We start from the raw sequence: 15,185 nt of genomic DNA on the forward strand, positions 1-15,185 counted from the left end.
TAGAACCCTCAACGCAAGGTTATAAGGACAGGATTATCGAAACTCAGCTGATGCCAAACTGCGGTGAATTGCATTCGGGCTAGCGGATAACCACAAGGAAAGTGTCTGAGTAGGGGCCTGGGGTGAATAGCAAAGCAAACCCAATATTTGACAAGGTCTGCGTGATTTTCGTCAGCGTGCTTGTGGGCCTGGCAACCTATTACACCAGCTACACCCTGTTAAAAGGGGACTTCCAGTTGCTGCTTCAACACCAGGCTAGCGCGAGTCTGAATCAGATAGAAGTGGTCGCCGACGATGTATTGTCGACACTCGATACGCTCAATGCGCGCAAAGCCGACAGCAACCAGGATTGCGATGCCGATACCCTGCTTGAGATGCGACAGGCGATGTTTGTGTCTGCCAATATCAAGGGCGTCAGTTTTGTAAAAGATGGCTATTTGATCTGCAGCGCCGCTTTAGGACGGCTGGAGCAAGCCGTACAGATTGAAGAGCCGGATTTTACTACCGAAAGTGGCGCTGCTGTCTGGATCGATGTGCCGATCCGGCTGACTGATCAAGAGCTTCAGGCGATGGTTATCCAGTCCGGTAGTTTCAGCGGGGTTATCCATCGTGATTTTCTGGAGCACCTGGTTGGTCTTAATACAGCCTGGCGCCTTGATGTAGCGGAGGGGTTCACCAGTCGTCTGGAAGACGGCCTCGTTGCCGCAGGGCCTGCGCGCACACCGAGTAAAGCATTCAAAGTACACGACTGCATAGAGACCCTGCCGTTCTGTATCACAATCTCCGCGACTAACCTGTTTTTCCACCAGCAGTATTACCAGGCCCTGGTTGGCTGGGTCGCCGTTTCTTTTTTATTGGCACTGTTCAGTGCGTTGGGCGTTTCCAGCTTTATCCGTCGTTACCGTTCCATAGAGGCGCGGGTAATACGCGGGCTTTCGGCTGGTGCCTTTCGTTGCCTTTATCAACCTATCGTTGAGCTTGCAAGCGGCAAGATTATCGGCTGTGAAGCTCTCGCGCGTTTTGGAGACGCGAGGGGAGATATTGCCCCCGACCTGTTCATTCCGGTGATTCATTCCAGAAAAAAAACCTGGCCTTTTACGCAGTTGATCATCAACCAGATGCGGGATGACCTGGAGTCAATCTCTGCGCTGCCGAAACCGTTTAAGATCAACATCAACTTCTTTGCCCAGGATATCGAGAATGCCCACGTACTGGAGCTGCTATCCAGCGGTGAGCTGCAACGGGAGGGCATTCAGTATGTGCTTGAGGTGACTGAGAATGAGCGCCTTTCCACGCTGGAGAGCTCAGAGGTACTGGTAACCATGGCTGATCATGGTTACCAGATCGCTGTCGATGACTTCGGTACAGGGTATTCCAACCTGAGTCAGATCAGGGATTTTCAATGTAATACCCTGAAGATTGATCGCAGCTTTATCAGCGCAATGGGTGGTGATTCGGTGCGTTCTACGTTAATCCCGCATATTGTCGATATCGCCGCGAAAATCGGTGCCGAAGTGGTAGCAGAGGGGATCGAAAACAGCAGGCAGCACCAGGCGCTGGTCGATGTGGGCGTGCATTATGGTCAGGGCTACCTGTTCGGGAAGCCAATGAGTTTTGAGGAGCTGGTATCGCTTATCGAGGCGCAGAACGAAAGTTGAGGTGCCGATAGGGGCCCGCTCTCGCTGTAGGGCCTTTTATGAGAATCGGGCTCCACACTCGCTGAGCTGCTTGCTTCAATAGATGGGTGTCAATCACCGTTGTATGCATATCGCCAAGGCTCATCTGCCGTCAGGACTACAGGGAGATGGAGCAAGCAGATAGCGTGGCTTCTACCGTCGTGAGGCGCTGTTGCAGAGGCTCGGTCGCGCTGTTCAAAAAGCTCCGCACTCTGGGTGAAACCAGCCGGTTGTGCGGCATCACGAATTGAACCGGCAATGGCGCCGGGCCTAAGTCGGGGAACAGGGGGACCAGGGTGCCCCGTTCAAAATCCCGTTGCGCTTGATACGACAATACCCGGATTATTCCAAGACCATCGCGGCAGGCCTGCAACAGTGTATCGATCTGATTACAGGTGAATACCGGATTAACTGGCACACTGAGATCGCGGCCATGTTCGTTAAATTGCCACTGGTTACCAGCGGCCGCAAAGCCAAGCGTTGGTAGCTGGCTTAACTGATCGGGCTGTTCAATCGGCCCATATTTCAGCTGCAGGGATTCAAGCAGCGTGGGGCTCGCGCACAGAACCCACTTCACGGCCCCGACAGGCTTGGCAACCAGTGATGAGTCGGCCAACCGTCCTATGCGCAAAGCCAGATCAAAGCCTTCCTCAATCAGATCGACGGTACGATCGAGCAAGGTCAGCTCGGCACTCATGGAAGGGTGTTGTTGCAGCCATTGGGTCAGCACCGGGGCAATATGCAAGCGACCGAACATGATCGGTGCGGTGATCGCTAACTTGCCTGCCGGGTTGGCCCGCCGGCTGTCGAGCTGGAATTCGGCCGCGTCGATGTCTGCCAGAATCTGCCTGCAGTGTTGCAGGTAGTCACGTCCCTCATCGGTCAGCGCCAGCCTGCGGGTACTGCGATTTAGCAAGCGCACACCGAGCTGCTTTTCCAGTTCGGCCAGGCTTCGCACCACCGCAGCGGGGGAGCGAGATAGCTGCTCTGCTGCTGCACTCATGCTGCCGTGATCCACAATCGCCACAAAGGTTGTCATGGCCTTGAGCTTATCCATCGCCGTCTGCCCACCGTAAAAATGTATTTGTGCAAAAAACTCAATAAACGTTACAGCTCCGCGACATTTATTGCATTGTCCGAAAGGCGTTTACTGGGGGCGTCTTCTCGTACTTTGGAGCCCGTTGTGAACCCACAAGCTATTCGTGCCTTCGACCATGTCGGAATTCGTGTCAGCGACCGTCAGACTGCGGTGGCGTTTTACCAGCAGTTGGGCTTTGAAGAGGTGCGCTGCTTTGGCGCCTATGAAGCCAATGAAATGGAATCGCCGGACGGCGTGCGCATTAATCTTATTTTCAATGCGAGCAAGGCGCGGTGCGGGCGTAATGCGTTGCTCGACGAGCCGGTCAAATTGCCCGGCGTTACTCACGCCGCGTTTGTAGTGGATGACCTCCACGCCATGAAAGATTGGCTTGATCAGCAGGGCATCGCCATTACCGAAGGCATTCATCCAATTGGCCCGCGACGCATCACTCTGTTTATCCGCGACCCTGACCGTAACGTGCTGGAATTCAATCAGCTGTTGGCTGTGCCTGAGTCGTGACTGTTAATTTCCCGAGCCGGTGCGATTTAACCACCGTTAGATAACAATAAAACCCCAAAGGTATTGAAATGAAACTCTACGATCTTGAACTCTCCGGTAACTGCTACAAGGTGCGCCTGCTGGCGGCGCTGATTGGTGTGGAGCTCGACATCAAGCCGGTCGACTTCCTTGACGGTGCTCACAAACGCTCACCGGTGATCGACCTCAACCCGTTTGGCGAATTGCCGGTGCTAGTGGATGGTGAGGTGGTATTGCGCGATTCGCAAGCCATTCTGGTGTACCTGGCGCGCCAATACGGTGGACACCAGTGGTGGCCGGACGGCGCTGCCCAGCAAGGCGAGGTGATGCAGTGGTTATCGACCGCCGCCAACGAAATATTCAACGGCCCCAATGCCGCGCGACTGGTCGACAAATTCGGCTCTGCCCTGGACAAGGAGCGCGCTCTGGCCGTCAGTGCTCACATTTTGCCGTTGCTTGAGCAGCATCTGCAGCGCAATGAATGGTTGGCTCTGGATCGTCCGACGATTGCCGATCTGGCGGTATTCCCTTATGTGGCGCTGGGTTGGGAAGGCGGCTTAACGCTGGAGAACTATCCGGCCATTCAGGACTGGATTGGGCGTATCAAGCAGCTGCCGGGCTACATTGATATGCCGGGAATTTAGTAAAGGCTGGCCTGTTGCTATATCGGCTGTGCAATGCAGCCGGTATAGCCAATAACAACTCTGGTTATTTCAATCGCTTACTGCTTTTTCGTCCCACGCTCGCTACGATGGTTTTACAAATAGATAGGGTAAAGCCCTCAAATGAACCAAGGATGACCCCTGGTTAACCCTGAACCTGGCGCAGCACCTAGCCCATCAAAACTCGGTATAAGGCCGGCTTCGCACCCATCAGGGCATTGCCAATCTAGCTCTGTAGATCGAGGTTGCCATCAGCTTTCCCGCTGGCACGACAGATTGGGTGGTTATTGGCGTAGAAGTGACAGGCAATCAGGGTGTTAGCAGGAAAAGGAACCCATGAATCAAAGCCTCGCAGATGAACTCATCAGGATGATGAGCAAAGACCAGCAGGTGTTACAGCAGCTTTTCGACTCCGGCGAGTTGCCCTCCGATGCTTATCATCCCCGGATAAAAGCCCTGCACCAGGCCAATACCTCCCGACTAAAAGAGATGATCAGCGCGCACGGCTGGCCCGGTATTTCGTTAGTGGGCGAAGAGGGCGCCAAAGCGGCATGGCTGGTGGTTCAGCATTCTGTTTCAGACCCTGAATTTATGGCGGAGTGTATCGGCCTGCTGGAAGCGGCTGTTGGGCGGTCCGATGTCGCGGGCTGGCAACTGGCGTTCCTCCAGGACCGGGTATGTACGCTAGCTGGCAAGCCGCAGTATTACGGCACCCAGTTTGATATTGATGAGAACGGGTGGCCGACGCCGTTTCCTATCGATGATGCCGCCGGCGTTAATGAGCGCCGTGCACGGCTTGGGCTGAACTCACTTGAGGAGCGCCTGGAAGAGATGACAGAACGGGAGCGGCAACGCCGGGCCAATGCTGGATAAGCCAGTTAGCTAAGCTCTTGAGACATTCTTATATCCGTATCGCTGTAACCAGGTGGCCAGCACCCTACGTCTTTGAAATATTGAGAAACCGTATGTCCAAAGTGATCCTCGAGGGCTATATCGTCGTTCCAGATGATGACCTCGAAGCCGTATCCGCCGAGCTCCAAACCCATATAGCGTTAACCCAGGAAGAAGAAGGCTGCCTTCTGTTTCAGGTGACACAGAAGCCCGGCGCCCCGAACGTTTTCAACGTTTATGAGGAGTTTGTCGACCAGTCTGCATTTGAATTGCATCAGCAGCGTGTAAGGCAATCGGCCTGGGGAGAGATCACCACCAACGTAGAGCGGAATTACACGGTCAGAGAGCAGGATTAGCTCGGATCAGGTCGAAGCCTCTGCCCCCGCATTGCTCTCATACGCATCAAGACGCCTCTGCAGGCGGTCAAATGCACCGGCCATTGCCTCCAGCTCTTCATCGCTCAGGTCGATTAGCAGGGTTTCCTCAAAGCGGCTGAGCTCGGTGCGGATGCAGTCAACGCGGCTTTGCCCGGCCGGTGTCAGAAAGATCTGTTTGGCGCGACCATCGGCGGCATCGCGTTTGCGCTCTATCAGTCCATCACGCTCCAGTGAGTCGATGATACGAACCAGGCTGGAACCGCCCACCCCCACCCGTAACGCCAGCGCTTTCAGCGTGATGCCATCTTCGCATTCGCTTAGGTGTACCAGAGGAACCCAGGTGGTATCGGTCAGGCCGATGGACGCCAGGTGTGTTTGCATCACGCGGCGCCATTGGCGGGCGATCAGCGAGAATTGAAGGCCAAAACGGGCACGGGGAGTCGTCATAGTGGTGATCGCGTAGTCATTCTGTTGTTGCCGTAAGGGACAGGTTGTCGTTCGCTTTTTCATCTGATGAGTTCTTTGAGGCGGAACAAAGCACGCATTGGGTCGGGTCGGCACTGGCGGGCGCTTCGATCACTCGCAGGCCTTCGTCGATCAGATGCTGACTATCTGCGGGCCGATGCTGCGCAGCGCCGATAACCAGGTGGGTCTGACGCCAGTTACCCCAGAGGTAATAGGCCATGGCCATCAGCATGGTGGCGATAAACGCGGCCGGAAAACTCCACCAGATCGCATCGCTGCCCAGCGTGGGTTGCAGCAGGTGAATCGCACCGAGCCGGACCGGATAGAGTGCAACGGCCAGAATCACCATGGGCCAGATCACCTGGCCGGCTGCGCGTACGGTGCCAAACAGCACATGGCTGATGCCAAAGGCGATAAAGCCCCAGGTGGCCACCTGAAATATATGGATGGCGATCTCCATGGCGTCGCCGGAATCGGTCAGGAAGATGCCCAGTGCCCAGCGGTCGAGCCAGGACAGCAGCAGTATCAGGCCGCCAGTGAGGAGAAAGTTATAGCCGATGCCAACGCGGGTAATCCGTTTAACCCGGTCCAGCCGCCCGGCGCCGATATTCTGCGCGGCCATGGCAGATACCGCACCGGCCAGTGCCATGGCGGGCATCTGTACGTAAGTCCAGAGCTGTTGGGTGGCGCCGAAGGCGGCGATGGTATTCACGCCTTCGCCGTTGATGATCCGCAGCACCGTCAGGGCAGCCGTGGTGACGATAATCATCTGCAGGCCGATCGGCACACCCTTGGTCACCATCACTTTCAGCAGTTGTGGATCCGGGCGTAGCCAGCGCAGTTCTTCACCGCGCAGCCTCAGCGGCAGATCCTTGCGATAGATGTAGACCACCATGGCCGCCAGGCTGATGTAGTTTGACGCCGCCAATGCGAGGGCCGATCCACCGATACCGAAAGCCGGTAGCGGGCCGAGGCCGAGAATGAACACCGGGTTGAGCAGGGTGGCCAGAATCACCGCCAGCAACATGAATCTCAGCGGCGTGTTGGCATCGCCGGAGCCACGCAGCGCCATCATCAGGATTGTCTGCAGCAGAACGGCGGGCAGGCCGACAAAGGTGAGCTTGAGGTAATCGCGCGCCAGTTCGATGATCTCTGGCGCGGTGCCAAGCAGCTGCAACAGGTAGGGCGCGGTGAAGTAACCGACGACAGCCAGTGCCAGCACAGCCGGTACAAAGCTGCCGGCGGTGGTGCCCACTACGCGACGTGCCTGGGCGAGATTACCCGCACCAATCGACTGGCCAATGAGGATGGTCGCCGCCATGCCAAAGCCGAAAACAAAGCTGGTCATGATAAACATCACCAGATTGCCGTTGGTGGTGGCCGCCAGTGAAGCTTCGCCCAGCAGATTACCGACCCAGGCGCTGTCGATGGAGCCGCCTGCCGACTGCAGCATGGAGCTGGCCAGTGTCGGGATGGCAAAGAGGATCAGCTGGCGCGGAATCGATCCGGCGGTGAGGCGGTTGGTGTTAGTCTCAGGCATAGTTGCTCCGTTACGCCTGTTTCTCTGCGGCGGACTGGCGCAGTTTGTCGAGATAACGCCGGTCATCCATGGTGGAGAGAACCACTGCCACTAGCATGCCGATACCGGCGCCGATCACCGTATCCAGCACCCGTTCCGGCACCAGGGTTTCGCTCGGGATCCAGGGCGCAGCTAAGTGGGTCACCAGCAGCGCGGTAGGTGCTACGAACATCTGTCCAAGCGCGTAATTTTTGCCGATCACCATCTCGGTAACCGTTTGGAACACGCCGATAACGGCGATCAGTCCCCAGATATTGGGTTCAAACTGCAACACTCCCCAGGCCATCATGGCGCCGATAGTGGTGCCGGCCATACGCTGCATGGCGCGGTTCATGCTGACGTGCAGATAGGCTCCCTGAGTGACCGCCAGTGCGCCCATTCCTGCCCAGGCAGGGTAGTGGGCATCGAAGCCGTAGCGAACAATAAACATGGCGACCGCGGTGCTGATAAAGGTGCGTGTCGATGCGATCAGTCGATGGCTCACCGGTGGGGCTGGCGGTACCTTGGGAAAATTCCGCTCGGCGCTGGGCGGATGGCGCAGAAAGGCTGTGGAGATGCAGATAAACCAGCCCAGCAGAGCAGCGCCACCTGTGACCAGGGTGCGTTCGAGAATGACCTGCTGAGTCACGTCACCACCAATGCAGGAGCCGGCGGCGAACACAAAAATCAGTGGGCCCGGCGCGCCGTAACGGCCGGTGACACAGATAAACAGGTAGATGCCGCACAGCAAAGCCAGAAGTAGCAGCAGGCCAGCTTCGGGAAGTCCGGCGAACTTGGCAGAGGAGACGAGCAGTACGGAAAAAGTCTGGATCGCCGCAGCTTGCAGCAGCATACGGTTACGGCCAGAGCGTGACTCGAAGCGGCCAAACAGCGCGATCAGAGAGCCGATACCGGCAAAACCCACCATATCCGACCAGGGCGACAGGTACACAGCGATCAACGCAAGCACCGCGGTCAGACCGGTTTGAGCCCCAGCCAGACACTCATTGCGGAAAGAGGGCAGCTTGCCAACATGCACACAGCTTTTGACCTGCTGGCCATGCAGCAGATGCATGACAGTGCGCAGGAGTCCTATCTCTGCAGTATCGGGTGTTGTGGTCTGTTTTTGGTTGGGCTGGCTCATTGGTTCTGGCTTGTCTCGACGAAATCTTTGCCCGCATGAGTGCGGTAGGTGACAGGTGTGGCGATCTTTCTCGTCCGGGAGTGGCAAAGCTCTTGTGGAGTGCTTATCCGGATGAGTTAATTATCGATCAAATAGTTTGAGTTTCAAATCAAATTATTGTTCCGTTACTGGAACCTTGTATTTCATAGTTCGGCAGTCAGGTATTTGTAGAACAAAGGTGCTGGCAGTCGGGGGAACGCTAAGTTTTTGTATTAGCGAGTAATTTTGGATGTTGTGCGGTGTTTGGATAACGTCGGCGAGCGTGCGGGGCGTTGCAGAGAGTGGCGTCGGGGTGAATGTATAGATTCAACCAGGTCGAGCAGAAAGGCTTTTCAGGCAGGTCTGGCCTGGCTGCAGGCAGACAGATTAATCGGCTGAGCAGGGGATGCGTTACCACAGCTCAGTGCTGAGCTGCGGTTAGATAAAGCCAAGGCCCGGGTTTACCAGGCCTTGGCGTTCAGAGCGATCACTCTTTGATTTGGCAGGCGAGCATATCCCGTTCGATCTGTTCCCAGTCCAACTCCCGTGGGCTGATGATCTCGATACGGCTGTCGCGGCGGTAGGCGACTTTATCGAAATCGTGTTCGTCCTGAACCCGGTTGTAGAACACCCAGGCGGTGCCGATGCGGATTACGCCCTTGATGCGGTTAACGCCTTCCAACCCGTTCAGAATCTCTTCAAGCGCCCAGTAATCGAAGCAGTCATCGCGGTGGAAGATCCAGCCGCAGCTGAAACGCCCACTGCCGTTACCAATCTTGCGGATCGGCTGGCCAGGCTCGGGCAGGGCTTCCGGTACATGCGGTGAGTCAGCCTCATGCGCGTGATCATGATCGTGGTTGTGTCCATGGTCGTGCTCGTGCTGATGCGCATTGGGGAACTGTGCCTTGAACTGGCCATTACGCACCAGGTCCAGCAGGGCGGGTTCGATCACGCCGCGGGTAATCCGACCGATATGCTGCTTGGGCGGGAACATATTGCCCAGACTCGTTTCAGCGGTCTCGACCTGGGCAGCTGCTGCCAGGTCGCATTTGTTGATCAACACCACGTCCGCCAGGTTCAGCTGGTCATGGAAGGTTTCATCGTTGATCACCTCTTCCTGCTCCAGCAGGCGCGGGTCCAGCAAGCAGATGGTCGCGCGCAGGTCGAGCTTATCGGCGAACGCTCGGCTCATCAGAGTATCGATAATGCCCTCGGGATGACCGATGCCGGTGGGTTCGATAATCAGGCGGTCGGGATTGGCTTGCTCAATCAGATTCTTCACCGTCATATGCAGCGAAGGGCCCAGGGCGCAGCAGATGCAGCCGCCGGCCAGTTCCTGAACGTGCAGCCCTTCCTGGTCGGGCATCATCTCCTGGTCGATACCGACCTGACCGAATTCATTTACCAGTACCGCCCAGGATTCGCCCTCCGGCTTGTTGGCCAGCAGCGAATTGATCGATGTGGTTTTGCCGACACCAAGGAAGCCGGTAATGATGTTGGTCGGGATGGCTCTGGGTTGTTCGTTCATAGTGACTCTTCGGTTCTGGAAACAGCTGTGGTGAAACTGTTCGATAAAGCTGGTGCGTAACAGTTGAGAGGTTACGCGCTCGATTCGGCCGGGATGTTACTTTATAACTATTTTCGTTGCGAGCACTGCGAGGATTGATGTGCGAACTCTGGAGAGGTTCGCACCCTTCACGCGGAATAGAATAAAACACTTCGGATCACTGGGCCTGTGCCTCTGCGTCTCGTTCAGAGTTGGCAGCGGCCTGTGGGTCCCGTATTCGCGAAATCGCTAATGTGGCGAGCTTTTTCGCCCTGAAGTCGCTATCTTTGGATCAGGCTTAGACTAAACGGTTGTTTCAGATACTTGTTTGCCCGCGATCGGTTATCGGGTGTGGGTTTAACAGGTAACGGCTAGATGGATTGTCTCAAGGAGGGTGGAAACATGATTCAGGCTAGAAGTTGGTTGCTGGGTGTTTGTGCTGTGTTTCTGGCAGCGTGCAGCAGTATGGAGGGATCGATGACGGAACAAACTCAGAAAGCTGACAACTCGCTGATGCGGGTGATCACCGGTGAGGTCTGGTATCGCGAGCGCATCGCCTTACCGCCGGGCGCCGAAGTTCACGTAACGCTCGAAGATCAGTCTCGTATGGACGCGCCTGCCAAGGTCATCACTGACTATACCCATATCGTTGATGGTGCAGGGCCTTTGACGTTCAGGCTGGTGTATGACCCTTCAGCCATCGATGAGCGTATGCGCTACGGGCTGAGAGCAAAAATCGAATACAACGGTAAGCTGCTGTTCACCAGCACCGAGCATATCGATCCGTTTGCCGGCGAGCCTGGCGAGCCGGTACGTATTATGGTGGTGAAGCAGTAATCCGCTACAAAGCTCCAGAGGCGATGATGCCGAGCTTGGACGCCGTCCCAACTTCTTAGGGGCGGCGTTTTTGTTTTCATCCAACTTTTACCCCATACCTGTAGTATCTTTCACCTGCCCAGCCGGGCGGGAGCCAGTATCCCGTCCGGTAATTCAAGGATGTCAGACAAGGTAGCCAGAATGAAAACCCTCACAAAGCTTATCCCCGTTGCTTTGCTTGCGCTCAGCAGTTCTATTCACGCTCAGGAACCGGTAGTGGGTGTTGCCAACCCTGAATCGCTGTTTGTCGATGAGGATCCGCTGCTGCACAAGAACAAGCAGGCAACGCTGCATATCATGCGCGAGCTGCTGCAGTGCAATCAGTGGGATCGGGCGCGGGAATGGATGACCGAACAGTATATCCAGCACAACCCTAATGCTGCCTCAGGTGTGGAAGGGGTGGTTTATTACTTCACCCAGGTGTTAAAACGCGAGCCCACGGAAAACTGCGGCGAGCTGAAGACTCCGGTTGTAGCAGTGATGGCGGAGGACGATCTGGTCACTGTGATGATGCCGCGTACTTACCCGCACCCGAACAAGGAAGGTGAGACCTACACCACCACCTGGTATGACACCTTCCGCTTTGTGGATGGCAAGGCCGACGAGCACTGGGATCCGGCGACGATTCCTGCGCCCTGATTTTTGCTCTCACATCCATTCGGTGAAAGCCTGATCCAGTCATCGGGGCAACCTTGAGTAGAGCAGTCTTTGCAAATGTTCTGCTCTGCCAAGGTCGCCTGCATTCTTACTTTAGCGGAACAGGTAAAATAGAGTCGCTGAGATAATCAGCGCTACAACTACACCCGTACTCAACAGCGCTATACCCGACACCAGGGGTCTTGCAGGCTCAGTGGGGGCGTCACTTTTTTCCGTCGTCTCGTCGGCAGGCAAAGATTCCGTGAGGCCAATGGCGCGTACATAGGCTTTGATGAACGCATCCATCTCATGCTTTACCTGCTGATCGAATAGCTCGATGTTCTCCAGCGTGAATGCGCCCAATTCCATCTTCCGTCGCGGATAGCCTTCGTATCGGATATCGAGACCAAAAGTGCCTTTGTAGAGGTAGAGTCCCAGTTTGCAATCGGGCAGATTGATCCAGACCCACTCAAGCGCGACGGAGTCGTGATCGGTGATATCACCGTACAGCTTTTTGAATTTATCGCCGATGCCGTAGAGGCGCTCGATGAATCGTACCAGCCCAGGGCCTTTTGAAATGGTCTTATGGGCGTTGGAGAGCGAGAGTGTGTAGCCATCATCACTGATCGAAAACTTAAAAAAACCATCGTCCAGCGAGCAACATATCTCAACATAGTCACTACCGATTTTGACCTGGCCCTTCGTTCGCAACGCGAAGCCTGTCTCGAGACGCTGACCGCTGTGGCTGGAATGACGATAGTGTTTTTTAAATAGATCCAGATGATTGATATCCATGCCGCTATTCGATGCTTTTTCCTGTAATGGGTAATCAGTTTTTGACAGGCCCAATGATCTGCTTCTTCTGGAGGATCTGCAATCTAAGCTTCCAGTGAATTCGGTTCAGGACCGGCTCAGAGTGATCCCGCAGAGGTGATTAGCTTTTATCTTTGAGCCTTGAGCTTCTGCTTGCAACAGAGAGGCAGAGAACCTGTGTCGATGCTGATACGAGGACGACCGCCTCTTGTTGATCATTGTGCTGCGGCTACCTCTGCTATTTTTAAGGCTCAACCGGATTTTAAGGCTCAACCGGAGAGTAGGCTGGTTTCTGAATATGATCTACGGGGTTGATTAAGCGTAGAAGTGGATAGTGAAGAAGTATCGCAATCCGGATGTGGAATTCGGGCTGCCGTTAAGTTCAACATCCGCGCTGGAGGCGAAAGGGCCTCAGGATCTGTTAGGGTGAAGGATAAGGCCGGTGCTCAGTCATGTCGGTGCAGTGGAAAGCTTTCCGGTGGCGCAAACAAGTCGTTTGGCGCCTGTGTAGGGAACAGGGATCAGGAATAGCGGCGTATGGAACCAGAAGATAAGGATAGGCCAGCGGAGATAAGGCGTGACGCCTCAGGTGAGCGGCTCTTTTTGCAGCTGATCGATACGCTGCCAAAGGTCTCTGTCCAGGGCTACGACAAGGATCGCCGGGTGATCTATTGGAACAAGTCGAGCGTCGATATCTATGGTTACCAAAAAGAGGAAGCGATCGGCCGCAAGCTGGAGGATTTGATTATTCCGGCTGAGATGGCCCCCGACGTCATCAGGTTGCATAAAGACTGGATCGAAAAGGGGATCTCCATCCCGTCATCTGAGCTGCTGCTGAAACATAAGGACGGGCGCCCGGTGCCTGTGTTCTCGTCCCACGTGATGCTTAAAGAAAACACCTCTTCGCCTGAAATGTTCTGTATTGATGTGGACCTGAGCGAGCAGTACGCGGCACGCGAAGAGCTGAAATTTCTGGCGACGACCGACTCGCTCACCGGTTTGCCAAACCGCCGTTATCTGGTGGCCGAGCTGGCTAGGGTTATCTACCGCCAGCGGGAAAACAACGGCCAGTTCGCCGTGTTATTTATTGATCTTGATATGTTCAAGGAGGTCAACGACACACTAGGCCATACCTGGGGGGATAAGCTGCTCATCGCCGTTTCCGAGCGGCTTAGATCGGGTCTCCATAGCTCCAATATTATCGCCCGTTTTGGTGGCGATGAGTTTGTGCTGGTGATGCCAGAGATAACATCGGCCGATGAAGCCACAGCGCTGGCCGATCAGCTGCTTGAACTGTTCAGAGAGCGTTTTTCGTTCGATAGTGAAAACGTCTATATCACTTCAAGTATCGGTATCAGTCTCTACCCACGGGATGGCGAGGAAGCCGAGACGCTGCTCAAACATGCTGATGCCGCCATGTATTTCGCGAAAGAGAGCGGTCGCAACCGGCGCCATCTGTTTACCGATGAAATCAGCAGAAAGTTAAAGGCACAGCGGGAGATATCGACCCGATTGCATCAGTCGCTCGGTAACGGCGAGTTCGAACTGGTTTATCAGCCCCAGTTCGATATGACGAGCCAGAGCGTGACCGCCTGTGAAGCGTTACTGAGATGGAGGCCCCAGGATCCCAGTCTTGCGGTGTCCCCGGATATCTTTATTCCGATCGCGGAGCGTTCCGATCTGATCATATTGCTCGGTGACTGGGTGTTGGAACAGGCCTGTGCTCAGGTGAGCGCCTGGAAGCAGGCAGGCTTTAATATCCGGGTGGATATCAACGTTTCTGGTAAGCAGCTGGAACAGGCTGACTTCTTTGAGATACTGGAGAGTTATCGCGCTCGCTATGGCCTTTCACCTCAGGATCTGGGGATCGAGCTCACCGAGCATGTGCTTATTAAGTCCAACGACCGCATGCTGAATGGGCTGAGAGGGCAGAGAGACAAGGGGGTTGAGATCTCCATTGATGATTTCGGCACCGGTTATTCCTCGCTCAATTACCTGAAAATATTTCCGATCACGAACCTGAAGATCGATCGCTCCTTTGTGGTGGAAGCACCCGAAAATGAGCTTGATGGCGCACTGCTGGAAGCGATAGTTACCGTTGGGCACCGGCTCAAGTTCAATATCGTAGTGGAAGGGATAGAAACAGATCGCCAGGCACAGTTCTGCAAGGCGTTGGCGATCGATTACGCTCAGGGGTATTGGTATAGCAAACCCTTATCGGCCACAGAGGTTGTCCGCTTCTTCGAACAGGCTTCAGATCACCCTGCTCCTGATCACCGTTGATACCACGCGCCTCTGTAGTGAAATCTCAGATAAGCTCATTTCAGTATCTCTCATGAAAATACTCTTGGTCTTGATAGGTGTCGCACTGATGCCGATATTCGCTGAGGCTTCTGAGCCGGCGTCAGATTGTCTGATCGGTAAATACCGCCAGTATTCAGACGCAAGGTCGGTTTGGCAGCAGGATCTCACCGCACTGATCGTTTCCTCTGCACCCGAGTATAAGTTTGTTGCCGAGCGCTATTTGACAGACCAGTTGCGTAGCATTGAGCGATCACAGCTTGAGGTTGAGTATCTGCTTGGTCATTCACCTGGGCAGCTAAGGACTCAGCGGCCGGTGAATAGCTGGCTTGATTTGAACAGAGCTGACCGTGAGATAATAGCTGCCGATGATCAACGCTACGCGGAACTTCTTAAGCTGAGTGATGCCGCACGTGAGCGTGCTCCACACCCTGACGCTGAGGGGGCTGCGTGAAGTCATGCGATCCAGGGTTATGGTATCGCCGGAGTACAGCGTGCTTTTGGATGGGTTCTCTCGCGCCGTTGAGGCCGTCAATGGTATTCAATGCTGAATGCGGATCGCGCTTTCACGAGCCATGTAAGCGTCGTTTCCCGCCTGTATATG

The 15,185-nt window shown here is 55.1% G+C and carries 15 protein-coding genes; 9 read left to right on the forward strand and 6 right to left on the reverse strand.

Going from position 1 to position 15,185, the window contains the following annotated elements; all coding sequences use genetic code 11:
• Positions 1-122: 122 nt before the first annotated feature.
• On the forward strand, positions 123-1,658 hold the full coding sequence (locus CLV83_RS03715) for an EAL domain-containing protein (RefSeq protein ID WP_132287673.1): 1,536 nt from the start codon (positions 123-125) through the stop codon (positions 1,656-1,658).
• A 136-nt stretch (positions 1,659-1,794) separates the two neighbouring features.
• Here the strand turns inward: CLV83_RS03715 and CLV83_RS03720 are convergent, their stop codons facing one another.
• Complete coding sequence (locus CLV83_RS03720) at positions 1,795-2,733, reverse strand: LysR family transcriptional regulator (RefSeq protein ID WP_132287676.1); 939 nt, start codon at positions 2,731-2,733, stop codon at positions 1,795-1,797.
• A 126-nt stretch (positions 2,734-2,859) separates the two neighbouring features.
• Between CLV83_RS03720 and CLV83_RS03725 the strand changes: the two genes are divergently transcribed.
• From CLV83_RS03725 to CLV83_RS03740, 4 genes are all read left to right on the forward strand, one after another.
• Positions 2,860-3,276, forward strand: coding sequence for a VOC family protein (locus CLV83_RS03725; RefSeq protein ID WP_235009064.1), 417 nt, complete (start codon positions 2,860-2,862; stop codon positions 3,274-3,276).
• A gap of 68 nt (positions 3,277-3,344) precedes the next feature.
• Positions 3,345-3,938, forward strand: coding sequence for a glutathione S-transferase family protein (locus CLV83_RS03730; RefSeq protein WP_132287679.1), 594 nt, complete (start codon positions 3,345-3,347; stop codon positions 3,936-3,938).
• Between the two features lie 354 nt (positions 3,939-4,292).
• Complete coding sequence (locus tag CLV83_RS03735; RefSeq protein ID WP_132287682.1) at positions 4,293-4,829, forward strand: DUF6624 domain-containing protein; 537 nt, start codon at positions 4,293-4,295, stop codon at positions 4,827-4,829.
• Between the two features lie 92 nt (positions 4,830-4,921).
• A complete protein-coding gene (locus CLV83_RS03740; RefSeq protein ID WP_132287685.1) occupies positions 4,922-5,203 on the forward strand; it encodes a putative quinol monooxygenase in 282 nt (93 codons plus the stop codon).
• 6 nt (positions 5,204-5,209) lie between these two features.
• On the opposite strand, the gene CLV83_RS03745 is transcribed toward CLV83_RS03740, so the two are convergent.
• The 4 genes from CLV83_RS03745 to CLV83_RS03760 form a co-directional block, all read right to left on the reverse strand.
• On the reverse strand, positions 5,210-5,671 hold the full coding sequence (locus CLV83_RS03745; protein ID WP_132287688.1) for a MarR family winged helix-turn-helix transcriptional regulator: 462 nt from the start codon (positions 5,669-5,671) through the stop codon (positions 5,210-5,212).
• Between the two features lie 16 nt (positions 5,672-5,687).
• A complete protein-coding gene (locus tag CLV83_RS03750; protein WP_132287690.1) occupies positions 5,688-7,229 on the reverse strand; it encodes an MATE family efflux transporter in 1,542 nt (513 codons plus the stop codon).
• Positions 7,230-7,239: 10 nt separating this feature from the next.
• A complete protein-coding gene (locus CLV83_RS03755; RefSeq protein ID WP_132287693.1) occupies positions 7,240-8,391 on the reverse strand; it encodes an FUSC family protein in 1,152 nt (383 codons plus the stop codon).
• A 505-nt stretch (positions 8,392-8,896) separates the two neighbouring features.
• On the reverse strand, positions 8,897-9,937 hold the full coding sequence (locus CLV83_RS03760) for a CobW family GTP-binding protein (protein WP_132287696.1): 1,041 nt from the start codon (positions 9,935-9,937) through the stop codon (positions 8,897-8,899).
• Positions 9,938-10,432: 495 nt separating this feature from the next.
• Between CLV83_RS03760 and CLV83_RS03765 the strand changes: the two genes are divergently transcribed.
• Complete coding sequence (locus tag CLV83_RS03765; protein WP_160115457.1) at positions 10,433-10,792, forward strand: YbaY family lipoprotein; 360 nt, start codon at positions 10,433-10,435, stop codon at positions 10,790-10,792.
• Positions 10,793-10,972: 180 nt separating this feature from the next.
• The gene (locus tag CLV83_RS03770; RefSeq protein WP_132287699.1) at positions 10,973-11,470 is read left to right on the forward strand and encodes a nuclear transport factor 2 family protein; all 498 of its coding nucleotides are present in this window, start codon (positions 10,973-10,975) and stop codon (positions 11,468-11,470) included.
• A 111-nt stretch (positions 11,471-11,581) separates the two neighbouring features.
• Here CLV83_RS03770 and CLV83_RS03775 read toward each other — a convergent pair whose 3' ends face one another.
• A complete protein-coding gene (locus CLV83_RS03775; RefSeq protein WP_165900227.1) occupies positions 11,582-12,262 on the reverse strand; it encodes a hypothetical protein in 681 nt (226 codons plus the stop codon).
• 555 nt (positions 12,263-12,817) lie between these two features.
• On the opposite strand from CLV83_RS03775, the gene CLV83_RS03780 reads away from it, so the two are divergent.
• Positions 12,818-14,563: a putative bifunctional diguanylate cyclase/phosphodiesterase gene (locus tag CLV83_RS03780; protein WP_132287705.1), complete on the forward strand. Its 1,746-nt coding sequence runs from the start codon at positions 12,818-12,820 to the stop codon at positions 14,561-14,563.
• A 52-nt stretch (positions 14,564-14,615) separates the two neighbouring features.
• On the forward strand, positions 14,616-15,035 hold the full coding sequence (locus CLV83_RS03785) for a hypothetical protein (protein ID WP_132287708.1): 420 nt from the start codon (positions 14,616-14,618) through the stop codon (positions 15,033-15,035).
• The last annotated feature ends 150 nt before the right edge of the window (positions 15,036-15,185 follow it).

Origin of the sequence: Marinobacterium mangrovicola, assembly GCF_004339595.1 — a bacterium.
Taxonomy (GTDB): Bacteria; Pseudomonadota; Gammaproteobacteria; order Pseudomonadales; family Balneatricaceae; genus Marinobacterium_D; species Marinobacterium_D mangrovicola.